This is a genomic window from Bradyrhizobium sp. USDA 4503 (assembly GCF_054055815.1).
Map to the genome: position 1 here is coordinate 348197 of NZ_JBSRXS010000001.1, position 25380 is coordinate 373576.

A 25380-nucleotide genomic window follows, 5' to 3' on the forward strand; every position below is an offset into this window, starting at 1 on the left:
GGCCTCAACCCGTCTTGTCGACATTCCAGAACAGCGGCACCGGCGCGCGGACGATGTCCTTCAGCGCCTTGCGCGTCGCGGCCGGTTGATTGTACTGCCCGGTCGGGACGTGGGTGACCACCTCGTAGGCGCGTGCCTGGATATTGTCGGCCAGCGCCTTCTGGTCCGGCGGCGCCGCGGTTCGGGCAAAGCTGTCGCGCAGCCGCTCGAGCTCGGCGTCCTCGACCCAGCCGAAGAAGCCGCCGTTCTTGCCCTTGCCGTTGACGCAGGCGTTGCCGATCGGATTGACGAGGTCGGCGCTGGCCCAGGTCGAATGGTAGAGCGACCAGCCGCCCTCGGCCGGCATCGACTGTTTGGCGCGGCGTGCCACCACCGAACCCCAATCCATCGCCAGCAGGCTGACGTTCATGCCGATCGAACGCAGCGCCTCGGCGGTGACCGTGCCGAGCGCGGTGATGATCGGGGCGTCGGTCGCGTGCAGGATCGTGATCTGCTCGCCCTTGTAGCCGCCCTGCTTGAGCAACTCCCTGGCTTTCGCGGTGTCCGCCTTGGTCGACCATCCGACCGCGCTTTCGAACGGCGTGCCGGCGACGAAGATTGCCGGCGTGATCTTGTAGTAATCGGGATTGCCGATCTGGGTGTCGAGCCAGTCCTTCTGGTTCACCGCGTGCAGCACGGCCTGGCGGATCTCCGGCCGGTCGAACGGCGGCACCAGCCAGTTCATCCGGCACATGCCGGAGAAGCCGAGCGTGTTGTAATCGGTCAGCTCGACATTGGAGGCGCGCGCAAGCATCGGATGATGGTCGTGCGGCGGCACCTCGAAATAGTCGATCTCGTCGTTGACAAGCGCGTTGGTCGCGATCTGGAAATCCGGCACGCTGATCCATTCGTAGCGGCCGATCTTGACGACCTTTCCGCCGCCGGTGCCGTCGGACGGCTCGTCGCGGGAAACGTAGTCCGGGTTTTTCTCATAGGCGGCCTTGACGCCGGGCTGGAATTCCGCCGTCACGAAGCGGAATGGTCCGGAGCCGAGATGATCTGATATGGCCTGGTCGGCGGGCGTCGCGGCGATCCGCGCCGGCACGATGAAGGGCACGTTGGCGGTCGGCTTGCCGAGCGCCGCCAGCACGAAGCCGCAGGGCTCCTTCAGCACCATGCGGAAGCTGCGCTCGTCGACCGCCTTCAGTTCGGCAATGAATTCGAACAGTTTCTGGCCCATCGTGTCGCGCTTGGCCCAGCGCTGCAGCGAGGGGATGACGTCGGCCGACGTCACCGCGCTGCGGTCATGGAATTTGAGGCCGGGCCGCAGGCGGAAGGTGTAGGTCAGGCCGTCGGCGGAGACCTCCCAGGCCTCGACCATCTGCGGCTTGATCTCGAATTTCGAATTGGTCGAGAACAGCGTGTCGTAGATCATGTAGCCGTGGTTGCGCGCGGTCCACGCCGTCGTCATGATCGGATCGGTGACGCGCAGCGGCGCGTGCATGACGGCCGTGATCGTCTTCGAACTGGCCCGCGCGATGCGCGGCATCGCAATGCCGAGGCTTGCTCCCGCACTGATCTGCAACAGACGGCGGCGGTTGATCGGTGGTCCCATGGTGTCCCCCTGTCGCAATCGGTCAGCTCTTGCCGGCAAGCCTGGCCGCGATCGCGCGATAGCCGCGCATCCACATGTGATCGAGATCGAGATCCATCGGCAGCGGCTGCGAGGAGACGCGTGCGATCACGGTCTCATTGGCCGGATCGATGTAGATCCACTGGCCATGGATGCCGACCGCGGCAAACGGCGTTTCGCGTCGATCGAGCGTGTACCACTTGTTGCGGTAGTTGCCGTTTGGAAACACTTTCGTCAGGTCGCCGCGCGACCAGGCCTCGGCATTGCCGTTCTGCCTGATGTCGTCGATCCACCAGCCGGGGACGACCTGTCGTCCGTTGCTGATGCCGTGATTGCGCATCATCTCGCCGAACCGGGTGAGATCCCGCAGTGTCGCGCAGATGCCGCCGGCGACGCGGCCGGCACCGCGTGAATCGACCGTGATGTAAGCGTCGTGCTCGGCGCCCATCGGCTGCCACAGATAGTGGGAGAGGATCTTTGCGTAGGACATGCCGCAGGCGCGCTCATAGACCCAGCCGAGCACGTCGGTGTTGGTCGAGACGTAGTGGAAGGTCTCTCCATGCGGTGCGCCGTTCGGCCGCAGCGTGCGCAGATAGTCGCGCAGATTGCTCGGCGGAATCGCCGGATCGGGCAGCTCCCAGCCGGTCGAGCGCCGGTAGTTGATGACGTCGCCGTCGCGCGCCATGTAATCCTCGTCGAAGCGGATGCCGACGCTCATGTCGAGCAGATGCCGCACCGTGCAGCTGCCGCCATAGACCGAGCCCTCCATCTCCGGGATGTAGCGCATCACCGGCGCGTCGGGGTCGAGCTTGCCCTGATCGGCGAGGATGCCGCCGAGCGTTCCGGCGACCGACTTGCTGACGGAGAAGATCAGGTGCGGGGTATCGGGCGTCAGGCCATGGGCATACCATTCGAACGCGACCTGTCCGCGATGCGACACCACGATGCCGTCGGTGTGGCTGGCGCGCAGCGCCTCGCCGACGCCGACCGTCTCGCCGCGCGGGTTGGCGAAGCTGAGGTCGTCGAGATAGCGCGGCGCAAAGGACAGTGGCGCCGGCGCTGCGGCGCGCGCGATGTTCGCGGTGGGCAGCAATTCGCGGACATTGCGGAATGCCCACTCGTTGAAGGGATGTTGGCGCCAGTTGGCGAGCGTGACCTGTTCGTCGGCCGCCGACGGGAAGGCGGCCATGATGCGACGCGAATTCATTCTTGATCCAGCAATGACATCGGATGATGCGCGAAAGTTCCGCATGGCTCGCGTCGCTCGCAATCAACCGGATGGTGGAGGGGGCCGTTGGGTTACTTCGGCGTAACCGTTTCCCCGGATGTGCGCTTCGTGCGTTTGGCCCGCAATTTGCTTGACTACGGCTCGCGCGTGCCTCAGCGTGACGGTTACGCGACGCGCAGACGTTCGCCATCGGGAAACATCGGGAGGTAGGTCATGATCGCGCTTCTGGGCCGACCGGATCCGGCAACCACGCAGGCCATTCAGTTCGCGCGCGGCATTCTCGAGGGGTCGGCGACCGCGTTCTACGAGGTCGACGGCAATTTGACCCTCAACCGCTTCGTGCTCTCTAGCAACGTGCCGCCGAGTTTCCACGACCAGTATCTTGCCGGCATGAACCGGCTCGATCCGTTGCATCCGCGCTCGGCGAGCAACCGGCCGATTGCGCGGCTGAGCACGGCGCTCGACCAATGCGCGACCCAGGAGGCGGCGACCTACCGCGCCTTCGCCGGCCAATGCGGCGTCGCCGACATGATCGAGTTCTTCTTCCGCCGCAACGACCGCATCGTCGCCGGAATGAGCGTGCTGTGGGCGCCGGGCTGCGCGATCCCCGACGGCAGCATGCACATTGCGGAGAAGATCCACGACTATCTCGAGTTCAACCTGACCAGTCGCCTGTCGTCGAATGCCGACGAGCCGGCGCGCTTTGGCCTGACCTCGCGCGAGATGGAAGTCGTCGAGCTGTTGTGCTGCGGCCGAACCAACCGCGAGATCGGCGAGTGCCTGAACATCGGCCTCGCGACGGTGAAGACGCATCTGATCCATATCTTCGAAAAGCTCGGCGTCGAGACCCGCTCCGCCGTCGTGGCGATGATGTCGCGGCCGCATTGAGGCGCGGGCTGTCGATTAGGGCCCGCGGCTCTTCCGGCACGTCGTCCCTGCGAAAGCAGGGACTCATACGCCGCGGCGGATGTTGTGAACGGGATTCGTCACTCCAGCGTCGTGAAACGATAAACATCGGTGGTTATGGGTCCCTGCTTTCGCACTAGCGTATATACATATCCTCCGCAGTCTTTCCGGAGTCTTCTCAAAGAGTTGGCCGAAAACCGCAGAGAGCTTACTCATCTGCGCTAGGGTTGCGCCCGCCGATTTCGGCTCTCGCCTAGTAGCTAACCCCTTGATGATGAGTCGGTTTTCTAGCCTCGAAGAGATGTGTAAATGCCCTAGTGCTTTCGCAGGGACGACGATGAGGATGAATCGCAATTCAAGATGTCAAACGGCGCGGTGTCATCACCCGCGAATGCGCGCATGCGGGGATCCAGTATTCCAGAGATGCCTGTGCTTGAATCGAGAGGCCGCGGCACACTGAATCGCCAGGTCGAGCCGGGCGATGACACCGAAGAATATGCCAGCACACAGCTCCCTCCACGTGTCGTCCCGGCGAAGGCCGGGACCCATAACCACAGGACTGGGTTGGTGAGGAAAGCCGTGGCCCCAGCGTCGCACAACAATCATCTTCAGTGGTTATGGGTCCCGGCCTGCGCCAGGACGACGATGAGGATGCTTCTCGCGCGAGACAACGCACCGCTACTGCGCACCCTTCTTCGGTGTCATCACCCGCGCATGCGCATGCGGGTGATCGAGTGGCGCTTCTGACAAAGCGAAATATTCTTCGCGTGAAGGATTGACAGGATTTGCTGAGTTGCCCGTCGAACTGATCTGTCGTTTCCGGAATTGGGCGGGACCGTCGCTCCGTGGGCCGAAGCGGCGATCCCTGATCGCGCGAGGTGCATGGTCGGGTGTGGGCAAAATGTCGGCCAATCCGCACGACTGGGGACATGATAGATCGACAAGCGCACGCGGCAATTGCCATTCTGGACTAGCCCCGAGTAACAGATTCAGCGGCAAGCAAGCTCCACAGCGCAGAAGTAGTAGCGCGGCGCAGCAATCGCGGTTCCTGGTAGATGAGAGTCGCGGGGAGAGGCGTAACGTCATGGACGGAGGCTGGCCGCTGCGGCCTCCGAAGCCGCCGTCAGCCCCAGCTCACCCCCTGAGCTGGGGCGCGCCGGAGCGCACGAAGCGCAGGAGGGGTAGGCCAATCAGAGGCGCGAGCTGAGTTTCGTCGTCGCGGCCCTCGACGCTGCCTTTGACTTTGCGCGCGTCGTCACGCCATGTCTGGAAGATGCTGCGATTCGGGTATGTCGCTTGCCGGCCAGCTTTGTGTGCCTTGATACCGTACGATGAGCAGCATACTCCCGACCATCGACCGGTGCGAGATGCGCTGGGTCTCCATTCAAGTATGGACGTCCGACTCCGAACTGCTTTTCGTGCTCGTCGATCCATTTCCATAATCGCTTGGTCTCGGTTGCACGCTCCTCCTTGCTCCCGCCATTCATGCTGACGACGTCTGCGGCGAGCCCGTGACCATAGCCTCCACGCGAGCTGCCGCCGTGATAGGACTTGTCATTTGCGGCCTTCAGCCCGCTTGCAATCGATTGGCGGTAGTCGTCGCGAAATCCGCTTGTGATCCCGGGTGCCAGTCCGGCCTGCTCCGCTGCGTGGAGCATATAGAACAGCTTTTGCTTGAAGGCTCGATCCATCCCTCCGATCACGTAATCCATCAGAGGCATGCGGGCTCTTTCTGCCGCCTTGGGGTCCTTCCATCCGAAGTCATTTTCGACCCGCTTCGGGATGCTGCGCGTGACCGTGATCAGCTTGCGCTTCCGTTTGATGATCACGTCCTTTTTTTCGTACACGACGATCCAGTCGGTCTTCGGCGCTCGCGTGTAGAGCGCGCCAAGGAACCGGTCGATGCACGCCTCGGCAACAAAGCATTCGTCCAGGACCAGAACTGTATCAATATTGTCCGGGGCGACCTTGAACGAGCCGGCAACGTTGGCCGTGGATACCTGCTCAGGTTGCTTCTCGCCTGGCGTCGTCGACGGAGCCTCGGGCGACGCTCGGTCCGCATCCGGCAAGACACCTCCGTCGGCATCGGATTGAGCCGACGGTTCGGATGCCGTCACGGGTCGGCTCGACTCCTCATTGGGCGACGCCGCACGCACGTCGTGAACGACGGCGCAGCATGACAGTGAGACCAGAGACGAGGCAATGCGTAACCAACCAGCCCCCCAACCGAACCGACTTCGCCTGGCGCCATGAAGCTCTCTGAGAGATGACATCGGCATTGGCAATCGACATGAGCTAAATTGATCGTGGCAGCGTGCCATCGCGCTCCGGGCTTGGCAACCAGTTACCCACCACAGAATTGCCGCCGAGCACGCAACTATTCAGATAGGCCGAAAGAATTCCTCACGCGCAGGTTTGACAGGTTTTGCCCGGTTGCCGCCGGATCAATTCGCCGCGTCCGAGAGGCGTGACAACCCTCGTCCGTATTCACCGATCCACCGTTGGGTGGATTGCTGCCTACCCGGTGGCCAAACGAGAGTCCTCCGCGAGGACCGGTGTCGTTTTCGACAATGTTGGCGAGCGGCGGCCGCTCACAACATTGAAGGAAACGACATGCGCGATTTCATGGCCGTCGGCCGTTCGGTGGCGGTTGCGGAGCGTGGCATGGCCGCGACCTCGCACCCGCAGGCGACGCTGGCCGCGGTCGAGATGCTGAAGGCCGGCGGCAATGCCGTCGATGCCGCGGTGGCGGCGGTCGCGGTGCAGGGCGTCGTCGAGCCGCAGATGACCGGGATCGGCGGCGACTGCTTCGCGCTGTATTCGCCTGACGCCGGCGAGCCGATCGCGCTGAACGGCTCGGGCCGCACGCCTGCCGCAACCGATGCCGAGAAATTTGCCGCGAGCGGCGCGCGCGACATTCCGCCGACCGCGCCCGAGGCCGTCACCGTGCCCGGCGCGATCGATGCGTGGTGCCGGCTGGTCGCCGATCATGGCAGCAGGTCCCTGGAGGAGATCTTCCGACCGGCGATCGCGGCTGCCGAGCGGGGCTTTTGCGTGACGCCCCGCGTCGCGGAGGACTGGCGCCGCTTCCGGGCCCGGATCGAGATCGACGGCAATGCGGCGGCGCAGTTCCTGCCCGGCGGCAAGGCGCCTGAGGTCGGCGACATCCGTACGCAACCCGCGCTCGGCCGCACCCTTCGCCGGATCGCGCAGCACGGACGCAACGCGTTCTACACGGGCGAGGCTGCCGACGAGATGGTGGCTATCTTGCGTGCCCTGGGCGGCGCCCACAGCACCGACGATTTCGCCGCCCAAGCCTCCGACTATGTGCACCCGATCTCGGCGCGCTACCACGACCACGACGTGGTCGAGTGCCCGCCGAACGGGCAGGGCCTGGCCGCACTGATGATCCTGCGGACGCTTGCAGGCTTCGATGTCGGCAAGCTCGGAGAGGCCGATCGCATCCATCTGCTGGCTGAAGCCACCAAGGCGGCCTACCGCGCGCGCGACGCCTTCTTTTGCGATCCCGCCACCAGCAAGGTCGATCCGGCCGCATTCCTTGCCGACGACTATATCGAGAGAATCCGTGGCAAGATCGACATGCGCCGCGCATCCGCGCCCGCGACCTGGGACGATATCGAGCATCGCGACACCGTCTATGTCACGGTGGTCGACCGCGATCTCAACGCCGTCTCGCTGATCAACTCGCTGTTCTATCCGTTCGGCAGCGGCATCTACGCGCCGAAATCGGGCATCCTGCTGCACAACCGCGGCTGGAGCTTTCGCGCCAAACCGGGACATCCCAATTCGCTCGGGCCGCGCAAGCGGCCGATGCATACGATCATTCCGGGCCTTCTGCGCAAGGACGGCAAGACCGTGATGTCGTTCGGCGTGATGGGCGGGCACTACCAGGCCGCGGGCCACGCCAATCTGCTGTCGAACATCTTCGACATGAAGATGAACATCCAGGCCGCGGCCGAGGCGCCGCGCTCCTTTGCCTTCGACGGCGCGCTGTCGCTGGAGACGACCATTTCTCCCGGGATTCGCGACGACCTTCGCGCCCGCGGCCACGATGCGCGGTTCTCGGAGGAGCCGATCGGCGGCTGCCAGGCGATCCGCATCGACCACGCCCGCGGCGTCCTGTTCGGCGCTTCGGACCACCGCAAGGACGGACTGGCGCTAGGGTTCTGAGGCGCGTCGCGCGGTTTCGGAATAATAGAATAGTAACGCTGATTTGCCCGACATGTCAAGTCGCCATGTCGAGTGCCGGCACGCCGCCAGCTACTGTGCATGGGGTTGTTTTCGATGTTTTGGCAGTGCGCCCCTGCGGAGGCAGGCAATACGCAATAGCCCTGCGCTTGCGGGGAAGCGGCGGAGCATCCACCGGACGGTGGATTGTTCCAAATGCCGACATGCCGAACGTTTGGCCATCATGCCGGCGTCGTGCGCGGTTCGGCCTTGTGCACCGCACGGTGAGAGGCTGATCGCTCCAGGCTTTCCCAATCGAGAAGTTTGATCCGTATGAACAGGACATTCGCCGACACGGTCTTCCGCAACGGCCGGATCTACACGTCGAACCGCGGGCAACCCTGGGCAAGCTGCGCGGCCGTCAAGGCCGGCCGGTTCATCGCCGTGGGCGAGGAACGCGACGTCGCGGCGCTCATCGGCGAGGAAACGGCGACCGTCGATCTCGGCGGCCGCATGGCGATGCCGGGGATCGTCGACATCCACAATCACATCATGATGGGTGGACAGGCCGATCTTTACGAGCTGCGCTTCTGCAACGCCGACAGCATTCCAAGGATCGCCGAAACCCTGCACAAGGCCGCGTCAGCGGCTGCGCCGGGCGCCTGGATCGTCGGCGGGCAGTTCGGCAATAATCTCCTGAACGAGATGAACACCGCGGAGTCCTGCGCGCTGCTGGACGCTGCCTGCCTCGGGCATCCCGTCGTATTGCGCGACGACACCTATCATAATCGCTGGGCGAGCTCGGCGGCGCTGCGGCTGGCCGGCGTTGCGGCCGACACGGCTGATCCGACCGACGGCGAAATCGGCCGCGACCTCAAGACCGGAACGCTGACCGGCATCATGATCGAGGCCGCCTCCGGCCTGGTCGAGCGGGCACTCGCGGCCTCCGGCCACTACACGGCCGAGATGGACCGCGCGGCGGTGGCGCGCTCGATCTCGGTGCTGAACGCCTATGGCGTCACCGCCTTCATCGACGCTGCCAGCATGCAGCCGATCATGGCGGCGCTGAAGGGGCTCGACGACCGCGGCGAGCTGACCGCCTGGGCGGTGTGCGCGATGCCGGTGGTCGAGCCGGGCTTCATGTTCGGCAAGGCTGGCGAGGAGCTGTTCGCGCTGCGCGAGGATTACCGCGGTGCGCATGTGAAGCCCGATTATGTCAAGGTGTTCCTCGACGGCGTGCCGGGCGCCAAGACCGCGGCCTTCCACGAGCCGTATGTGGCCGACCCGGTGCGCGGCTGCTGCTTCCGCGGCTCCACCATGCTGACCGTGCCGGACCTGATCCGTTGGCTCGGGCGCTGCGAGAAGCTCGGCCTTGCCGCGAAGATCCATTGCGCGGGCGACGCCGCGGTGACGCAGGCGCTCGACGCCATCGATGTCGTGCGCAGCTTCAACGGCCCGACCCATCTGATCCATCAGATCGCGCATGCGAGCTATATCGCGCCCGACGATGTCAAGCGCTTCGCCGAGCTCGGCGTCGCCGCCGACCTGTCGCCGATCATCTGGTATCCGACCATCTTCCTCGAGGCGCATAAGGCCGCGATGGGCGAGGAGCGCGCGCAGCGCTTCTGGCCGAACAAGGATTTGAAGGAAGCCGGCGCACTGATGGCCGGCGGCTCGGACTGGCCGGTGATCCCGATCCCCGACCCCTGGCAGGGCATCGAGGGCATGGTGACGCGGCAGAATCCGACCGGAGATTTTCCGGGCAAGTCGCTGTGGGCGGAGCAGGCGCTCGACCTCAAAACCGTGATCGACATCTACACCATCGACGCCGCGCGCGCGGCCGGCCTCGGCCAGTCGATCGGCTCGATCGAGGTCGGCAAATCCGCCGACCTCATCGTGCTCGACCAGATGATCTTCGACATCCCGCCGGATCAATTGGCCGATACGCGGGTCGAGATGACCTTCTTCGAGGGCCGCAAGGTCTACGAGCGGGGCGCGTGATGGCAACGGTGGATCAGATCGCGGTCACGGTGCTGACCGGTTTCCTCGGCAGCGGCAAGACCACGGTGCTGAACCATTTGCTGCGCCAGCCAGAGCTCAATGGCGTCGTCGCCATCATCAACGAGTTCGGCGAGGTGGCGTTGGATCACCTTTTGGTCGAGAGCAGCGAGGACCGCCTGGCGCTGCTCGACAATGGCTGCATCTGCTGCTCGGTGCGCGAGGACCTGATCGAGACGCTGGCCGACCTCGCATCGCGCCGCGCTGACGGCACGATCCCGCCATTCCACCGGGTGCTGGTCGAGACCACCGGGCTGGCCGATCCCGTGCCCGTGCTGCACACGCTGATGACGGCGTCCGATATCGTCGGCCGCTACCGGATCGACGGCGTGGTCGCGACCGTCGATGCGGTTAATGGTACGCACACTCTTGCGGCGCACAGCGAAGCCGTCAGGCAGATCGCCGTCGCCGACCGGCTGCTCGTGACCAAGACCGACCTTGCCGCCGATGATGCACTGGCGCGGCTCGGTGCGCAGCTTGCGGCGATCAATCCGGTCGCAACGCGCTCACACGTGCGGAACGGGATCGTCGATCCGGCAAAAGTCCTCGATGCCGGGCTGTTCGATCCGGCGGCGCGCTCCGCTGATGTGGTGCGCTGGTTCGATCTGGCAGGGCAGGCGGCGAACACGCCGCACCATCACGGGGATCACCATTGCGACGGCGAGGCGTGCAGCCACCACAGTCACCACGCGCACGACACCGGCGTATCGTCCTACAGCCTGATCATCGACGAGCCGATCCAGCGGGAGGCGTTCGCGCGCTGGCTCGATTATGTCGCGGCGCTTAGAGGCGAGGACCTGCTGCGCTTCAAGGCGATCGTGCATGTCGCCGAGCAGCCCGATGCGCCCATGGTGGTGCACGGCGTGCAGCACGTGTTCCATCCGCCGATCGCGCTGCAGGGCTGGCCGTCGGCGGACCGGCGCTCGCGGCTCGTCTTCATCGTGCGCGGCATCCCGCGCCAGATCATCGAAAACACCTTGTGCAAATTCGCCGCGGTGAGCCGTGCGGCGATCCAGCGACCGGCTGCGTGAGCCGCGGTCAGGCATTTTCATTGGTTGTGGAGGGAGAGGGACATGACTGAGACAAAGAACAATACGGCATCCGGTCGGCTCAATCGGCGCACGCTCTTGAAAGCGGCCGGTGCCACCGGCCTCGCATCGGCGATGAACGTGCCGCTGGTCAATGTCGCGCGGGCCACCGGCAACACCATCAAGATCGGCTGGGTCGGCTGCCTCTCCGGCGTCCGCGCGCAGTTCGCCGAGCCCGATCCCTGGATCCATGAGCGCATCAAGGCGCGGCTGAAGGATGGTCTGAAGATCGGCGGCAAGACCTATCAGGTCGAGCTGGTGTTCAAGGACAATCAATCCGATCCGAACCGCTCGTCGGTGATCGCGAGCGAGCTGGTGCTGCGTGAGAAGTGCGACCTGATCTTGATCGAGGACGGCGACGCCCAGCCGCCGGTGCAGGAGCTCGCCGACGCCCGCGGCATTCCCACCATCTCGACCATGGTGCCGTGGCAGGGCTGGATGTTCCCGCGCAAGTCGACGCCGGACAAGGGGTTTCCGTACAGCTACCATTTCTTCTGGGGCGCCGACGACGTCGCCAAAAATTTCTTGGGTATGTGGCAGTCGGTCGACACCAACAAGAAGGTCGGCACGCTTTACATCGACAACCCGCCGGGCCAGGCGTTCTCCGATCCGAAGCTCGGCCTGCCGGCGGGCATCTCGGCGGCCGGCTATCAGGAATTCTCGGCCGGCAAATTCCAGATCGCGACCGACGACTTCACCAACCAGATCGCGCTGTTCAAGAACAACGGCGTCGACATCGTCTCCGGCTTCACCTTCAGCAATCACTGGGTGACGCTGTGGAATCAGGCGGCGCAGGCCGGTTTCAAGCCGCAGATCTGCACGGTGGCGGCGGCCTTCCTGTTCCCGGCCGCGGTTAATGCGCTCGGCGATCGCGGCGACGGCATGTCGACCGAGGTGTGGTGGACGCCGGCCTATCCGTTCAAGTCCTCGCTGACCGGGCAGAGCGCTGACGAGCTCGCCGCGGAGTGGGAGAAGACGACAGGCAAGCAGTGGACCCAGCCGATCGGCTACGCCCATGCGCTGTGGGAGGTCGGGCTCGCGGCGTTGCAGAACAGCGATCCCAAGGACAAGAACTCGTTGCGCGATGCGATCGCCGGCCTCGACATGGAGACCGTGGTCGGCCGGGTCAAGTTCAAGGACAGCCCGATCAAGAACGTCGCGGTGACCTCGCTGTCGGGCGGGCAATGGCGCAAGGCCAAGGGCGGCAAGTCGAAATACGAGCTCCTGATCGTGCACAACGGAACGGCACCGTTCATCCCGAAGCAGGCCGATCTCCAGCTGCTCTCCAAGCTGGCCTGAGATGGCACGGCTTCTGCGCGTCAGCGGGCTGTCGAAGCGCTTTGGCGAGATCGTGGTCGCCGACAATGTCAGCTTCGCGCTGGCGCGCGGCGAGTGCCTCGGCGTGATCGGCCCGAACGGCGCCGGCAAGAGCTCGCTGCTCAACCTGATCGTCGGCCTGCTCACCGCCGACGGCGGCTCGATCATGCTCGACGACAGGGAGATATCAGGCCTGCCCCCGCACCGCCGGGCGCGGATGGGGCTCGGGCGAGCGTTCCAGATCCCGCAGCCGTTCCCGCATCTGTCGGTCTATGAGAATGCGCTGGTCGCGGCATCCTACGGCGCCGGCCTCACCGGCGAGGCGGCGTCGAGCTGGACCATGGAGGTGTTGCAGCGCACCGGGCTCGACGCCAAGGCGGACAAGCTCGCGGGCGCCTTGCCGCTGATCGACCGCAAGCGGCTGGAATTCGCCAAGGCGCTGGCCTCGAAGCCGAAACTGATCCTGCTCGACGAGATCGCGGCCGGTCTCACAGAGCCCGAGGTCGAGCGCCTCGTTGCCATCATCCAGTCGGTGAAGGCCGATCACGCCATGATCTGGATCGAGCACATTCCTCACGCGCTGCGCGCGGTATCGGATCGCATCCTGGTGCTCGATTTCGGCCGCAAGGTGCTGGAGGGACCGCCGGCCGAGGTCATGGACAGCGCCGTGGTGCGCGAGATCTACATGGGATTGAAAGCCGATGGCGTTGCTTGATGTGAACGGCCTGCAGATCTTCTACGGCGATCTGCAGGCCGTGTTCGACATGAACTTCACCGTCGCGGACGGCGAGGCGGTAGCGCTGGTCGGCGCCAACGGCGCCGGCAAGTCGACGTTCCTGAAGGCGCTGGTTGGTCTCAACGAGGAGCGTCGCGGCGCGGTGCAGTTCGACGGCGTCGATATCTCGCAGATGCCGGCCGAAGATGTGTCGCGGCTCGGCCTCATCATGGTGCCCGAGGGCCGCCTGCTGTTCGACTCGCTGACGATCGAGGAGAACCTCTTGATGGGCAGCGTCAACCGGCGCAAAGGCAGCTGGACCCTGCGGCGGGTGTTCGACCTGTTCCCGATCCTCGAGGAGCGGCGGCGGATGTTTCCCGGCCAGCTCTCCGGCGGCCAGCAGCAGATGGCGGCGATCGGCCGCGCGCTGATGTCGAACCCGCGGCTCCTGCTGTGCGACGAGATCTCGCTCGGGCTCGCGCCGGTCGTGGTCGAACAGATCTACCGCTCCTTTGCCGACATCCGCCGCGAGGGCACCGCGGTCGTGCTGGTCGAGCAGGACGTCAAGCGTGCGCTCGCGACCTCGGAGCGGATCTATTGCCTGTTGAAGGGGCGGGTGTCGCTGACCGGCCCGGCGCAAGGGTTGCAGCCGGAGCAGCTGACGCACGCTTATTTCGGTAACTAGCCAGGGTTGGCAACGACATGATCTGGGTTGAGACATTGATCAACGGGGCTCTGCTCGGCGGGCTCTATGGGCTGCTCGGCATCGGGCTCGCGCTGGTGTTCGGCGTGATGCGCGTCGTCAATATCGCCCATGGCGAGTTCATGGTGCTGAGCGCGTTCTGCGCCGTGCTGCTGGCCAACCTGTTTCCGCAGGTCTCGCCCCTCTTGATGCTGATCCCAGTGATCGCGCTGTCCTTTGCGGTCGGATGGCTCTACCAGGCCGCCATCGTCAACCGGGTGGTGACCTCGCCCGATCCGCTATCGCCGCTGCTGCTGACCTTCGGCGTTTCTGTCATTCTGCGCAACGTGATGGTCGAGGTGTTCGGCGCCGACGTGCGCAGCCTCCAGGTCGGCGAGCTCTCGCGCGCCAGCCTGGAGATCGCGGGCCTCAATATCGGCATCATGCCGCTGCTGACACTGGTGCTGGCCGCATTGCTGTTCATGGCGCTGCAGCTCATGCTGCGCCATACCGAGTTCGGCCGGATCGTGCGCGCCACCGCCGACCGCCGCGATATCGTCCGGCTGTCCGGGGTCAAGCCGGACCGGGTTTATAATTACGTCATGGGCCTGTCGCTCGCGCTCGGCGCGATCGGCGGCGTGCTGCTGGCGGTGCGCTCGAGCTTCACGCCGTTCTCGGGTGCCGAGCGGCTCCTGATCGCGTTCGAGGTCGTGGTGCTGGGCGGGCTCGGCTCGTTCTGGGGCGCGCTGCTCGGCGGCATCGCGCTCGGCATGGCGCAATTGATCGGGCTGAAAATCGATCCGAATGCCGGGCTGCTCTATGCGCACCTCCTGTTCTTCATCATGCTGCTGATCCGCCCGTCGGGTCTCGTGTCGAGCAGGGTGTGATGCCGATGCCGACACGTACCATTCTTGCGGCCTCTGCCATCGTGCTCGTCGCGGTGATTGCCGGCGCGCCCTTCGTGCTGAACGAGGGATTCCTGCGGCTCGCGACCGAGTGCCTACTCTTGCTGACGATGGCGCAGATGTGGAACCTGCTGGCGGGTTATGCCGGGCTGGTCTCGCTTGGCCACCAGGTCTTCATCGCCTTCGGCGCCTATGCGCTGTTCCTGACCTCGGGCTGGCTCGAGGTTACGCCGATCTGGGTGCTGCCGGTCGCGCCGCTGGTGGCGGGCGCCGTTGCAGCGATCATCGCCTTTCCGCTGTTTCGGCTTCGCGACGCCTATTTCTCGATCGCGATGTGGGTGTTCGCCGAGATCATCGGCGCGTTTACGATGAAGTCGCAGGCCGTCGGCGGCACGTCGGGCGTGCCGCTCGCGACCAGCAAGCTGATCGATTTCGACTGGTTCGAGCCGACGATGTTCTGGCTCGCCGGCGGCCTGACGCTCGTGACCATCGCTGCGCTGTACAGGATGATGACGTCGAGCTTCGGGCTCGGGCTGATGAGCGTGCGCGACAATGATCTTGCCGCGATGAGCGTCGGCGTCGACGTCCGGCACAATCGTTTCGTCGCCTTCGTGCTCTCGGCGGCGGGATGTGGGCTTGCCGGCGCGCTCAGCTTCATGGGCAATCTGTTCATCGCGCCGCTGGCGGCCTTCGACGTCAACTGGTCCGTCTACATGATGTTTATCGTGATCATCGGCGGTATTGGAACGCTGGAAGGCCCGATCCTCGGCGTCATCATCTTCTTCGGCCTGCGCGAGCTGATGACCGGACCGCTCGGCCTATCCGGCGGCTGGTATCTGGTGGGGCTCGGCATCATCGCCGTCGTGGTGATGATCGTGGCGCCGCGCGGCCTCTGGCCGGCCTTGCGCGATCGCTTCGGCGTGCGGCTGCTCGATGTACACCGCGCCGCGCCATGCCCGGCCGCGGCCGCGATCCTGCCGGCGGCGTCGGAACAGGTTACCGGATGAAGAAGCGGGCCTTCACGTCGCCACCGTTGCTTGTATTCTGACAGTTCTGGCTTTGAGTGGAGGGCGGAATGGCTCTGATTTTCAGGCATGGCGTGTGGGCAGTGGCCAGTCTGATGGTCGCGACATTGGCGGCGCCGCTGCCGGCGCAGGCCGAGCGGCGGATGTGGCCGCAGGCGGCCGCAACGCACCCGATGGACGGGCTCACCACCGACGAAATCCGCTCGGTCTCCGATATCCTGCGCGGCGCCGGCAAGCTCGACGATTCGGCGCGGGTCGTCTCGATGTCGGTCGAGGAGGATCCCAAGGACGAGGTGCGGGCGTGGAAGCCCGGACAGCCCTTCACGCGCCGGGCCAGCGCGACGCTGCTGAGCGGCGCGCATCTCTACGAGGCCCATGTCGATCTCGCCGCGCGCAGCCTGCTCGGCTGGCAGGAAGTCAGGGATCACGAGGCTGCGCTGACCATCGATGAGCTGATCTCCGCCGGCGACCTGCCGAAGCAGGACCCGCGCTGGATCGCCGCGATGGCCAAGCGCGGCATCACCGATTTCCGCAACGTCATGTGTCTGCCGCTGACGGTCGGTCCGGTGAGCGACCCGGTCCTGAAAGGCCGCCGCCTGCTCAACGTTCCCTGTGTCGACACCACGGGCGCCGCCAACAATCTCTGGGGCAAGCCGATCGAGAACCTGTTCGCTCAGGTCGATCTCAAGAGCAAAACGGTGCTGTCGGTGACCGATCTCGGCGTGGTGCCGCCACCGCCGCAGACGCCCTCGCACGCCTATGCCGACTCCGGAACATATCGCAAGCCACCGAAGCCGATCGAAATCACCGCGCCTGAAGGCAGCAACGTGAAGGTGGAGGGCGGCCAGGTCCACTGGGACAACTGGTCGTTCCATGTCCGTCTCGAGCCGCGTGTCGGCGCCGTGCTGTCGCTGATCCGCTACGACGACCACGGCACGCTTCGCGACATCGCCTACCAGATTTCGGCGAGCGAGATGTTCGTGCCCTATATGGATCCGGCGCCGACCTGGTCGTTCCGCGCCTATATGGACATCGGTGAGTATGGCTTTGGCGTGCTCTCCAGCGAATTGCAGCGCGGCGCGGATTGTCCCGAAGGCGCGCATTATCTCGACCTGACGATCTCGGATACCAAGGGTGCGCCGGTCGTTTCCAAGGGCGCGGTCTGCATCTTCGAGCGCCCGACCGGCGATCCGATCTGGCGCCACAGCGAGCTGATCAACAACACCGCCGAGGTGCGGCCGAACAACGAGCTGGTGGTGCGGATGGCGCCGGTGGTCGGCAATTACGACTATCTGGTGGACTACGTGTTCGACCGTGCCGGCAATATCGATGTGCGGCTCGGCGCCTACGGCATCGATGCGACCAAGGGCGTCGCGAGCAAGACACTGAGCGACCCGACGGCGGCGCAAGATACCGCCTTTGGGACGCTGGTCGACGAACGGCTGCTCGCGGTCAATCACGATCACTACATGACGTTCCGGATCGACATGGACGTCGACGGCACCTCGAACCGGCTGGTCGAGGATCGCTTCAATGTCCGCCGGCTGGAGCAGGGTCAGCGCAAGAGCCTCTGGCAGGTCGACACCAGGCCGGTTGCGACCGAAGGGCCGATCACCATGCCGCTGAACGCGGCACAGTTCAGGATCGAGAGCACAGGCAAGACCAACAGCCGCGGCTATCGCACGAGCTATCAGCTGATGCCCGGTCACTCCGACGTCTCGCTGCTCGCCAAGGACGATCCGATCCAGCTGCGCGCGGGTTTCAGCGCCTACACGCTATGGACCTCGGCCTACGCCAAGGACGAGCGCTACGCCGCGGGCATGTATCCGAACGGAAACCCCGAGGTCGACGGCCTGCCGAAATGGACGGCGGCGAAGCGGCCGATCGAGGACCGCGACCTCGTGCTGTGGTACACGGTCGGCTTCCGCCACGTGCCGCGCGCCGAGGATTGGCCGGTTATGCCCGGCCTGTGGCATGGCTTCCGGCTGCGTCCGTTCAACTTCTTCGATCGCAATCCCGCGCTCGACGTGCCGCCGATGGTGAATGCCAGGGAGACGAAATGAGCGGCCGCGCGCGTTGCATCGGAGCGGTGGCCGGCGCGCTGCTGGCTTTGCTCGCGACAGGGCCGGCCGCTGCTGGCGCAGCGGCTGAAATCAGCATTGACGATGCGTCCTTGCTCTATCTGAGCAGCCGCGACTGGGAGCGCCAATCCGCGCCGCGCAAGGTCGCGCTGGCGGCCGATTTCATGCGCATCTTCTGCACCGACCAGAGTATGTCGGCCGCGTCGCTGGCCGATTGCCTCGACCGCGACAATGCGGATGGCGCGCTGTTCGAGCGCGCCATGGCTTGCGTCAGCGTGCTGTCAACCGGCCGCTGAGAGGCCGGCGTCGATTCCTTCGGCGATCCGCCGAACGTCGGCCGACGTCAGGATCAGGGGCGGGGACAGGATCAGGTTGTTGCCGGAGACGCGCAGCATCACCCCGGCCTCGTAGGCCGCATCGGCGACCTTCGCCATCGTCTTCTTGTCGGCGGCCTTCTTGCTGTCGCGATCGGCGACCAGCTCGAGTGCGGCCATCAAACCCTTGCCTCTGACGTCGCCGACCAGCGCGTGCTTCGCCTTGAGCGCGGCAAGTGCCCGCGCAAGGTCCTCGCCGCGTGCGGCGGCATTCTCGTCCAGCTTGAGGCGGCGGGTCTCGGCGAGCGCCGCAAGGCCCGCGGCGCAGCCGACCGGATGGCCGGAATAGGTGTAGCCGTGGCCGATCGAGCCGAACGTGGTCGTGTCGGCCTCGAAAGCTTCCGCAACCTGCTCGCCGATCAGCGTCGCGCCGAGTGGGAAATAGCCCGAGGTGATCGCCTTGGCCATCGTCATCATGTCGGGTTTCACGCCCCAGAGCCGCGAACCCGACCATGCGCCGGTGCGCCCGAAACCGGTGACGACCTCGTCCGCGATCATCAGGATGCCGTGACGGTTGCAGATCTCACGGGCCAGCTTCATGAAGCTGTCCGGCGGCACGATCACGCCGCCGGCCCCGAGCACCGGTTCCATGATGAAGGCCGCGATGGTGTCGGCGCCCTGGAACGCGATCTCCTCTTCCATCGCCGCCACGCACAGCTGCGCGAGTTTTGCGGGATCGGTCTCGTTGAAGGGATTGCGATAGGTCGACGGCGCGGGGATATGGAACACGCCGGGCAGCATCGGCTCGTAGTTGCGGCGGAAATTGGCGTTGCCGTTGACGGAGGCACCGCCGAAATGGGTGCCGTGATAGCCCCTCTTCAACGCCAGGAACTTGGTGCGGTCGGCCTGGCCCTTGATCTTCCAGTATTGCCGCGCGAGCCGCAGCGCGGTCTCGACCGAGTCCGATCCGCCCGAGGTGAAGAAAGCGCGCACCATGCCTTCCGGCTTGAACCATTCGGTGAGCTCGTAGGCTAGCTCGATCGAGGGGCCGGATGAGGTGCCGCGGAAGCCCGAATAATACGGCAGCGCGCTGAGCTGGTCCGCGATCGCCTGCTTGATCGGATCGCAGCTGTAGCCGAGATTGACATTCCACAATCCACCGACCGCATCGATCACGGTCTTGCCGTCGATATCGGTGACTTCGACGCCTTCGCCCTTCATCACGATCCGCGGCGGCTGCGCCCGCATCTCGGCGGGATGAGCCATCGGGTGCCAGATCGGCTTGGCGTTGTTCTCAACCAGGAAGTTTCTGTCGCGCATGATCGTTCCCTGTCCGGTTGGAGCCTTTTTCGTTCCGATGGAATCGGGACCGAGCTCCAGATTCTGGTCTTGACGCGTTTTCTTCACGCGAACCGGTACCCGCTTCGCTCGAAAGCGCTTTAGTCGAACTGCAGCCCGAAATGCCGCAGCGCCTCGCTGTAGGACGTGGCAGGATTGCGCACATCGAACAGCACCGTGCGCATGTTGCATGCGGCGGCGCCTGCGATGTTGCGGCGCTGGTCGTCGACGAAGACGCAATTGTCTGCCTCCAGCGCCAGTTCGTCCAGCACGCTTTGATAGGCGCGAGGGTCGGGTTTCAGGATCCCGGTATGCGTGGCATCGACGATGGTGTCGAAGCGCTCGAGGATGGAAAGACGGCTGCGGAAATCGGTGCCGTAGAACAGGTCGAGCTCGTTCGAGAGGATGGCGAGCCGGAACCCGGCATCGGCGGCGAGGGTGATCGCGCGCGCTGCCTCAGGGCGGATCACGGTGTCGGGATCGGCGCCCCGCGCGCGTTTCACGAAGGTCTCCATGTCGCGCCAGTCCTCGCCGACCAAGCGCCCGACCTCGCGGCTGCGGGTCAGCCAGTAGTCGCGTTCCGAAATCTCGCCGAGCTGCATGCTCGTCCAGAGCGGATCGCTGTCGGGCGCGAACGGTCCGAGCCATTTCAGTGTGCAGGGGGCGAGTCCGAGCGTGCGCTCGGTCAGGTCGTGGGTCTCGAACAATGTCTTCGAGATTACCCCGCCGAAGTCGAGCACCAGCGCCTGGGCAAGCGGCCTCCTCATGCGGCAACCGTGGTGCGGCCGCGAGGGACAATGCCGGCAGCGACCCATCGGTCGAAGACGCCGAGCACCGTTTCGTTGAATGCGGCGCTGTTGATGTGATCGGTGATCTCGTGCAGCTCGACCGGCGCCTTGATCGCCGATCGCATGGCGTCGACGAAGGCGGCGAGAGCGTCAGGATCGTGCAACGCTTCGCCTTCGCGATCCCATTGTTGGATGCCGCCGGCGGGCAGCACGAAGGCAACGGGAGCGTTGGCCTGGGACAGTTTCCCGGCAATCGCGCGGGCGATCCGTTGGCGATCGGTGGATCCCGACGTTGCCGACGCAAGCAGCCGGTTATGCGCGTGGAATGGACGATCCGACAGCTCGCTCGGAACCCCAAGCCATGCCGGGAAGTCGACCATGTCGATCGCCCCCGGCGCGACGATCTGTGGAATGCCGGCTCTGCCTGCATTCTCAAGCCTGTCAGCGCCGGAATTGACCACCGAGCCGGTGAGCTGGTTGGCGACCTCCTGCAGGCTGAGGTCCAGCACCGCGGCAAAGCCGCCTTGCGCGGCGATCGATTCCATCGCGCGGCCGCCCATGCCGGTGGTGTGGAAGACGACCACCTCGTAGCCGCGCCGCTCGAGCTGCGGCTTGAGCTCGACCATATAGCGTAGGCAGCTCTTGCCGAGCGAGGTGATCGCAACGACCGGCCGGTCTTTGCGCGGCCTGATTGCGCTTCTGGCGGCGCCGACGATCGCGCCGCAGGCTTGCGACAGCACGGCGGTGCAGGTGCCGTTGAGGCCGTAGAGACCGCCGGCCCATAGGATCATCATCAGATCGGCGGCGACGCGCTCCGGCGGGATCAGATGCGAGAAGGCGACGGTTGAGACGATCAGCTTCGGCAGGCCGAGCGGCAGCGCCTGCGCGACGTCGAGCGCAAGGTCGGTACCCATCGTGCCACCGATCGCGATCACGCCGTCGATGGTATCGCGCTCCGCGAGCGCGCGCGCCAGATTGGCGGCGCCAACCGCCATCAGTGACATCGCGGAATTCTCGTCGCCGCTCGATGCGATCGCCTCGATCGTGGTCTGTGCGGCGGCCGCCACCGCGTGCTTGTCATGTGCCGCCTGGTACGGCGGATCGCCGAGCACGCTGATGTCCATCATGATGGTTCGGCCACCGGCGCGGGCGATGCACTCGCTCATGAACAGCAGTTCGTCGGCCTTGGTGTCTCCCGTTCCGATCAGGAGAATGCGGGGGTGCGTCATCTCAGGCATGACCTTCGGCTCGCCGGCAGGCGTAAGGGATGGTGACAACCGGTTTGGATAACGCAGGCGGAGCGCTCGGCCATCGTGCGATCACGCTATGGGGGCGCGCCTTGCCGTGACATCCACCTATCGGTTGATTGCTGCCAAAGCCTTGATTTGGCGAGGATTGCGCGGTGCCAGCGGTCTCGCTCGGAAGCCGCCTTTGTCATCATCATAATTGTCTCGCATGCAGCAAGCCCAGATCGATCGACTACGCGTGGCCGTCATTCCGGCTCAGCAGCTCTTCATCGGCGGCCGGCCGGCGCCGGCGATCAGCGAGGCGCGGCTTGATGTCGTGTCGCCGATCGACGGCAAGGTATTGACCAGCATAGCTGACGGCGACGTGGCCGATGTCGACGCCGCGGTCAGACATGCGCGGCAGTCCTTCGAGCAGGGCAGCTGGTCGCGCGCGGCGCCGGCGCAGCGCAAGAAGGTGTTGCTGCGGTTCGCCGATCTCATCGAGCGGCACGCGCTCGAGATTGCGGTGCTCGGCGTGCGCGACAACGGCACCGAGATCAGCATGGCCTACAAGGCCGAGCCGCTCTCGGCCGCCGGCACCATCCGGTACTACGCCGAGGCGATCGACAAGGTCTATGGCGAGATCGCGCCGACCTCAGGCGATGTGCTCGGGCTCGTGCATCGCGAGCCGCTTGGTGTCGTCGGCGTGATCGTGCCGTGGAATTTCCCGCTGATGATCGGAGCGTGGAAGATCGGCCCGGCGCTCGCCGCCGGAAATTCGGTCGTGGTCAAGCCGCCGGAGCTGGCGTCGCTGACGCTGCTGCGGCTTGCCGAGCTCGCGACCGAGGCGGGGTTGCCCGACGGCGTGCTCAACGTCGTCACCGGCCGCGGCGCAACGGCCGGCGAAGTGCTCGCGCTGCACATGGATGTCGATGTGCTTGCATTCACCGGCTCGGGTGCGGTGGGCCGGCGTCTCCTGGAATGCTCGGCGCGATCGAACCTGAAGCGCGTCCATCTCGAGCTTGGCGGCAAGTCGCCCAACATCGTGTTCGCCGATGCGCCCGATATCAAGCATGCGGCCAAGGTCTCGGCGAACGGCATCTTCCGAAACTCCGGCCAGGTCTGCGTGGCCGGATCGCGGCTCCTGGTGCAATCCTCGATCTATGATCGCTTCATGGCCGAACTGCGCGAGGCAACCGCGAAGCTCCGCGTCGGCGATCCCCTCGAACTGACCTCGGATATCGGCGCCATCGCGAGCAAGCCGCAGTTGCGCAAGAACCTGGATGCCGTTGCCGGCGCGGAAGCGCAGGGCGCGACGCGGCTGATCGGCGGCGAGCAAATCCGCGCCGAGAGCGGCGGCAACTTCATGGCGCCTACGATCCTCACCGAAGTGACGCCGTCGATGCAGGTCTGGCGCGATGAGGTGTTCGGCCCGGTGCTGGCAGTGACGCGGTTCGAGGGCGAGGAAGATGCCACAGCGCTCGCCAATGCGACCCCCTATGGACTTGCGTCGGCGGTGTGGACCGCAAGTCTGTCGACGGCGCATCGTATGGTGCGCGCCATCAAGGCCGGCGTCGTGCACGTCAACGCCTATGGCGGCGCCGACATCACGGTGCCGCTCGGCGGCTTCAAGCAATCCGGCTTCGGACGCGACAAGTCGCTGCACGCCCTCGACGCCTATACCGACCTCAAGACCGCCTGGATCGCGCTATGACAGCTGCAACTGCCGAACGCGCCGGCGTTCTGAACCGATTGCTCGATGCCGAGCAGGAGCGCTTTCGCGCGCTGCGCCCGCGATCGGCCGCAGCCTGGCAGGAGGGAAGGCAGCACTACCTTTACGGCGGCCCGTCGCACTGGATGCGGCGCTGGGCCGGCGGCTTCCCGGTTTATGCCGAGGAGGCGCAGGGCGCGCATATCAGGGATATCGACGGACGCGACTACATCGATTTCTGCCTTGGCGACACCGGCGGCATGTGTGGGCACGCGCCCGAGGCGGTGACCGAGGCGGCGCTCGCTCAGCTCAAGCGTGGCGCGACCATGATGCTGCCGACGGAAGACAGTATCTGGGTCGGTGCCGAACTGTCGCGCCGCTTCGGCCCGAAATACTGGACGCTGACGACGTCGGCGACCGACGCCAACCGCGCGGCGATCCGTATCTCGCGCATGATCACCGGCCGGCGCAAGGTGCTGGTGTTCTCCGGCTGCTATCATGGCGGCGTCGAGGAGGCGCATGTCGAGATCCGCGACGGCCGGGTCGGCCTGCGCAACATGATCCATCCCAACGGCATCGATCATGATGCGGTGAGCAGGGTCGTCGAATTCAACGATGTCGCGGGCCTCGAGGCGGCACTTGCCCATGGCGACGTCGCCTGCGTGCTGACCGAGCCGCTGATGACAAATTTCGGCATGATCCCGGTCGATCCCGGTTTTCACCAAGCGTTGCGGGAGCTGACGCGCCGCGCCGGCACCGTCCTCATTATCGACGAGACCCACACGCTGTCCTGCGGGCCGGGTGGCTACACGAAGAGCCATGGACTCGAGCCCGACATCTTCGTCGCGGGCAAGGCGATCGCGGGCGGCATCCCTGCCGGCGTATTCGGTCTCAGCCAGGAGATCGCCGAGCGGCTCTGGAAACTCGTTCCCCACGTCAATCCGCGCGAGCGGCAATCGGCGCATCTTGGATTCGGCGGCACGCTTGCCGGCAACGCGCTGACGGTCGCGACCATGCGCGCGGTGCTGGAGAAGGTGCTGACCTCTGCGAATTACGAGCGGATGATCGGAACCGCGACCTGGCTTGCGCAGGAAGCGCGCCGGCTGATCGCGGCGGCCGGTCTGCCCTGGCACGTCACGCAGATCGGCGCGCGCGCCGAGATCATGTTCATGCCGCAGCCGCCACGCAGCGGCGCCGACGTCATTGCCGGCCGGCAACCCGATCTCGAGACCCTGCTGCATGCGTTCTACATCAACGAGGGCATTCTGGTGACCCCGTTCCACACCATGCTGCTGATGTGTCCGGCGACGTCCGCGCGCGACGTCGACACACACACGGCGGTGTTGGCGCGGTTCATCGACTTGCTGCGCGGCGCAGGAGCGATCTGATGCAGGTGCCTCCGTTCAATCTTGACGGCCGCATCGCCATCGTCACCGGCGGGGGCAGGGGGATCGGCGCCGCCATCGTGAGACGGCTCGCGGAGGCCGGCGCGACCGTGGTGATCGCCAACCGGACGCTTGATGTGGCCGAGGCGTTGGCGCGCGAATTGACGGCCGATGGACGGGCGGCCTATTGCGTCCCGTTCGACCGGCTGGACCGCAGTAGCTTGCGCGCGATGGTCGATCGCGTCGCTGCTCAATATGGCCGGCTCGATATCGTCGTGCACAATGCCGGCGGCTGTCCGTGGTCATCGCTTGAAGAGCTTGACGAAGCCAAACTTGAGGACACGCTGGCGCTTAACCTCAACGCCAGCATCTGGCTCGCGCAGGCCGCAATTCCGCACATGCGTGCCGTCAGGTTCGGGCGCATCCTCGTGACATCCTCGGTCTCCGCGCGCGTCGCGATGGGCGGCGGCGCGCATTACTCGGCGGCGAAGGCCGGCGTCAACGCATTCATCCGCGGCGCCGCCTTCGAGCTCGCGCGCGACGGCATCACGGTCAACGGCGTCGAGGCCGGCTTCATCGAAAAGCCGGGCCGCGGCACCATGAGCGCGCCGGAGAACAAGGCGAAGCTCGAGCGCTTCATTCCGATGGGGCACATGGGTAGCGCCGACGACATCGCCTGCGCGATGCTCTATCTCGCCTCCACCGAGGCCAAATACGTCACCGGGCAGACCATCGTCGTCGATGGCGGCTCGACGCTGCCGGAGACCGGATTTGCCGTCGAACGGCAGTGGGGAGTCTAGATGAGCATGGTCT

General features: G+C 65.4%; 20 protein-coding genes. 14 read left to right on the top strand and 6 right to left on the bottom strand.

What is annotated here, in order from left to right; translation table 11 throughout:
- Window positions 1-4 precede the first annotated feature (4 nt).
- Window positions 5-1594: an ABC transporter substrate-binding protein gene (locus tag ACVMIH_RS01630; protein WP_456860499.1), complete on the bottom strand. Its 1590-nt coding sequence runs from the start codon at window positions 1592-1594 to the stop codon at window positions 5-7.
- 22 nt (window positions 1595-1616) lie between these two features.
- Window positions 1617-2819: a serine hydrolase domain-containing protein gene (locus ACVMIH_RS01635; RefSeq protein WP_456860500.1), complete on the bottom strand. Its 1203-nt coding sequence runs from the start codon at window positions 2817-2819 to the stop codon at window positions 1617-1619.
- Between the two features lie 234 nt (window positions 2820-3053).
- On the opposite strand from ACVMIH_RS01635, the gene ACVMIH_RS01640 reads away from it, so the two are divergent.
- The gene (locus ACVMIH_RS01640) at window positions 3054-3728 is read left to right on the top strand and encodes a helix-turn-helix transcriptional regulator (protein ID WP_028345120.1); all 675 of its coding nucleotides are present in this window, start codon (window positions 3054-3056) and stop codon (window positions 3726-3728) included.
- Window positions 3729-4936: 1208 nt separating this feature from the next.
- On the opposite strand, the gene ACVMIH_RS01645 is transcribed toward ACVMIH_RS01640, so the two are convergent.
- Entirely contained in the window at window positions 4937-5863 is a 927-nt protein-coding gene (locus ACVMIH_RS01645) for a D-alanyl-D-alanine carboxypeptidase family protein (RefSeq protein ID WP_456815932.1), read from the bottom strand.
- Window positions 5864-6359: 496 nt separating this feature from the next.
- Here ACVMIH_RS01645 and ACVMIH_RS01650 point away from each other — a divergent pair, with 496 nt between their 5' ends.
- The 10 genes from ACVMIH_RS01650 to ACVMIH_RS01695 all read left to right on the top strand — a co-directional run bounded on the left by ACVMIH_RS01650 (window position 6360) and on the right by ACVMIH_RS01695 (window position 18101).
- Entirely contained in the window at window positions 6360-7937 is a 1578-nt protein-coding gene (locus tag ACVMIH_RS01650) for a gamma-glutamyltransferase family protein (protein ID WP_456851767.1), read from the top strand.
- A gap of 330 nt (window positions 7938-8267) precedes the next feature.
- Window positions 8268-9935 carry an amidohydrolase gene (locus ACVMIH_RS01655; RefSeq protein ID WP_456860502.1) on the top strand — a complete coding sequence of 556 codons (1668 nt, stop codon included), beginning with the start codon at window positions 8268-8270 and terminating at the stop codon, window positions 9933-9935.
- Window positions 9935-11023: a CobW family GTP-binding protein gene (locus ACVMIH_RS01660; protein ID WP_456860504.1), complete on the top strand. Its 1089-nt coding sequence runs from the start codon at window positions 9935-9937 to the stop codon at window positions 11021-11023. The genes ACVMIH_RS01655 and ACVMIH_RS01660 overlap by 1 nt, the downstream gene beginning before the upstream one ends.
- A gap of 42 nt (window positions 11024-11065) precedes the next feature.
- Window positions 11066-12379, top strand: coding sequence for an ABC transporter substrate-binding protein (locus ACVMIH_RS01665; RefSeq protein ID WP_229189300.1), 1314 nt, complete (start codon window positions 11066-11068; stop codon window positions 12377-12379).
- Between the two features lies 1 nt (window position 12380).
- On the top strand, window positions 12381-13112 hold the full coding sequence (locus ACVMIH_RS01670) for an ABC transporter ATP-binding protein (RefSeq protein WP_456860506.1): 732 nt from the start codon (window positions 12381-12383) through the stop codon (window positions 13110-13112).
- Window positions 13099-13797 (top strand): ABC transporter ATP-binding protein, encoded by a 699-nt coding sequence (locus tag ACVMIH_RS01675; RefSeq protein WP_456860508.1) that lies wholly within the window; start codon window positions 13099-13101, stop codon window positions 13795-13797. The genes ACVMIH_RS01670 and ACVMIH_RS01675 overlap by 14 nt, the downstream gene beginning before the upstream one ends.
- 17 nt (window positions 13798-13814) lie before the next feature.
- Complete coding sequence (locus ACVMIH_RS01680; protein ID WP_456860510.1) at window positions 13815-14681, top strand: branched-chain amino acid ABC transporter permease; 867 nt, start codon at window positions 13815-13817, stop codon at window positions 14679-14681.
- A 5-nt stretch (window positions 14682-14686) separates the two neighbouring features.
- Window positions 14687-15706 (top strand): branched-chain amino acid ABC transporter permease, encoded by a 1020-nt coding sequence (locus ACVMIH_RS01685; RefSeq protein ID WP_229189302.1) that lies wholly within the window; start codon window positions 14687-14689, stop codon window positions 15704-15706.
- A gap of 68 nt (window positions 15707-15774) precedes the next feature.
- Window positions 15775-17787 (top strand): copper amine oxidase, encoded by a 2013-nt coding sequence (locus ACVMIH_RS01690; protein WP_253587267.1) that lies wholly within the window; start codon window positions 15775-15777, stop codon window positions 17785-17787.
- A complete protein-coding gene (locus ACVMIH_RS01695; RefSeq protein WP_456860513.1) occupies window positions 17784-18101 on the top strand; it encodes a hypothetical protein in 318 nt (105 codons plus the stop codon). Before ACVMIH_RS01690 ends, ACVMIH_RS01695 begins: the two co-directional genes overlap by 4 nt.
- Here ACVMIH_RS01695 and ACVMIH_RS01700 read toward each other — a convergent pair.
- The 3 genes from ACVMIH_RS01700 to ACVMIH_RS01710 form a co-directional block, all read right to left on the bottom strand.
- Window positions 18087-19439, bottom strand: coding sequence for an aminotransferase class III-fold pyridoxal phosphate-dependent enzyme (locus tag ACVMIH_RS01700; RefSeq protein ID WP_456860515.1), 1353 nt, complete (start codon window positions 19437-19439; stop codon window positions 18087-18089). The genes ACVMIH_RS01695 and ACVMIH_RS01700 overlap by 15 nt on opposite strands.
- Before the next feature lie 119 nt (window positions 19440-19558).
- Window positions 19559-20224 carry an HAD family hydrolase gene (locus ACVMIH_RS01705; protein ID WP_057017063.1) on the bottom strand — a complete coding sequence of 222 codons (666 nt, stop codon included), beginning with the start codon at window positions 20222-20224 and terminating at the stop codon, window positions 19559-19561.
- Window positions 20221-21483 (bottom strand): Tm-1-like ATP-binding domain-containing protein, encoded by a 1263-nt coding sequence (locus ACVMIH_RS01710; protein WP_057017064.1) that lies wholly within the window; start codon window positions 21481-21483, stop codon window positions 20221-20223. The genes ACVMIH_RS01705 and ACVMIH_RS01710 overlap by 4 nt, the downstream gene beginning before the upstream one ends.
- Before the next feature lie 217 nt (window positions 21484-21700).
- On the opposite strand from ACVMIH_RS01710, the gene ACVMIH_RS01715 reads away from it, so the two are divergent.
- The 3 genes from ACVMIH_RS01715 to ACVMIH_RS01725 are packed head-to-tail and all read left to right on the top strand — an operon-like array spanning window position 21701 to window position 25367.
- Window positions 21701-23185: an aldehyde dehydrogenase gene (locus ACVMIH_RS01715; RefSeq protein ID WP_456860517.1), complete on the top strand. Its 1485-nt coding sequence runs from the start codon at window positions 21701-21703 to the stop codon at window positions 23183-23185.
- On the top strand, window positions 23182-24570 hold the full coding sequence (locus tag ACVMIH_RS01720; protein ID WP_456860519.1) for a transaminase: 1389 nt from the start codon (window positions 23182-23184) through the stop codon (window positions 24568-24570). The genes ACVMIH_RS01715 and ACVMIH_RS01720 overlap by 4 nt, the downstream gene beginning before the upstream one ends.
- Window positions 24570-25367, top strand: a complete 798-nt coding sequence (locus ACVMIH_RS01725) for an SDR family oxidoreductase (protein WP_168858924.1) — start codon at window positions 24570-24572, stop codon at window positions 25365-25367. The genes ACVMIH_RS01720 and ACVMIH_RS01725 overlap by 1 nt, the downstream gene beginning before the upstream one ends.
- Window positions 25368-25380: the final 13 nt, after the last annotated feature.

Coding starts and splice junctions, on each gene's coding strand:
- ACVMIH_RS01630 (WP_456860499.1), bottom strand. CDS start 1,594: ATGGGACCACCGATCAACCGCCGCCGTCTGTTGCAGATCAGTGCGGGA.
- ACVMIH_RS01635 (WP_456860500.1), bottom strand. CDS start 2,819: ATGAATTCGCGTCGCATCATGGCCGCCTTCCCGTCGGCGGCCGACGAA.
- ACVMIH_RS01640 (WP_028345120.1), top strand. CDS start 3,054: ATGATCGCGCTTCTGGGCCGACCGGATCCGGCAACCACGCAGGCCATT.
- ACVMIH_RS01650 (WP_456851767.1), top strand. CDS start 6,360: ATGCGCGATTTCATGGCCGTCGGCCGTTCGGTGGCGGTTGCGGAGCGT.
- ACVMIH_RS01655 (WP_456860502.1), top strand. CDS start 8,268: ATGAACAGGACATTCGCCGACACGGTCTTCCGCAACGGCCGGATCTAC.
- ACVMIH_RS01660 (WP_456860504.1), top strand. CDS start 9,935: ATGGCAACGGTGGATCAGATCGCGGTCACGGTGCTGACCGGTTTCCTC.
- ACVMIH_RS01665 (WP_229189300.1), top strand. CDS start 11,066: ATGACTGAGACAAAGAACAATACGGCATCCGGTCGGCTCAATCGGCGC.
- ACVMIH_RS01670 (WP_456860506.1), top strand. CDS start 12,381: ATGGCACGGCTTCTGCGCGTCAGCGGGCTGTCGAAGCGCTTTGGCGAG.
- ACVMIH_RS01675 (WP_456860508.1), top strand. CDS start 13,099: ATGGCGTTGCTTGATGTGAACGGCCTGCAGATCTTCTACGGCGATCTG.
- ACVMIH_RS01680 (WP_456860510.1), top strand. CDS start 13,815: ATGATCTGGGTTGAGACATTGATCAACGGGGCTCTGCTCGGCGGGCTC.
- ACVMIH_RS01685 (WP_229189302.1), top strand. CDS start 14,687: ATGCCGACACGTACCATTCTTGCGGCCTCTGCCATCGTGCTCGTCGCG.
- ACVMIH_RS01690 (WP_253587267.1), top strand. CDS start 15,775: ATGGCTCTGATTTTCAGGCATGGCGTGTGGGCAGTGGCCAGTCTGATG.
- ACVMIH_RS01695 (WP_456860513.1), top strand. CDS start 17,784: ATGAGCGGCCGCGCGCGTTGCATCGGAGCGGTGGCCGGCGCGCTGCTG.
- ACVMIH_RS01700 (WP_456860515.1), bottom strand. CDS start 19,439: ATGCGCGACAGAAACTTCCTGGTTGAGAACAACGCCAAGCCGATCTGG.
- ACVMIH_RS01705 (WP_057017063.1), bottom strand. CDS start 20,224: ATGAGGAGGCCGCTTGCCCAGGCGCTGGTGCTCGACTTCGGCGGGGTA.
- ACVMIH_RS01710 (WP_057017064.1), bottom strand. CDS start 21,483: ATGCCTGAGATGACGCACCCCCGCATTCTCCTGATCGGAACGGGAGAC.
- ACVMIH_RS01715 (WP_456860517.1), top strand. CDS start 21,701: ATGCAGCAAGCCCAGATCGATCGACTACGCGTGGCCGTCATTCCGGCT.
- ACVMIH_RS01720 (WP_456860519.1), top strand. CDS start 23,182: ATGACAGCTGCAACTGCCGAACGCGCCGGCGTTCTGAACCGATTGCTC.
- ACVMIH_RS01725 (WP_168858924.1), top strand. CDS start 24,570: ATGCAGGTGCCTCCGTTCAATCTTGACGGCCGCATCGCCATCGTCACC.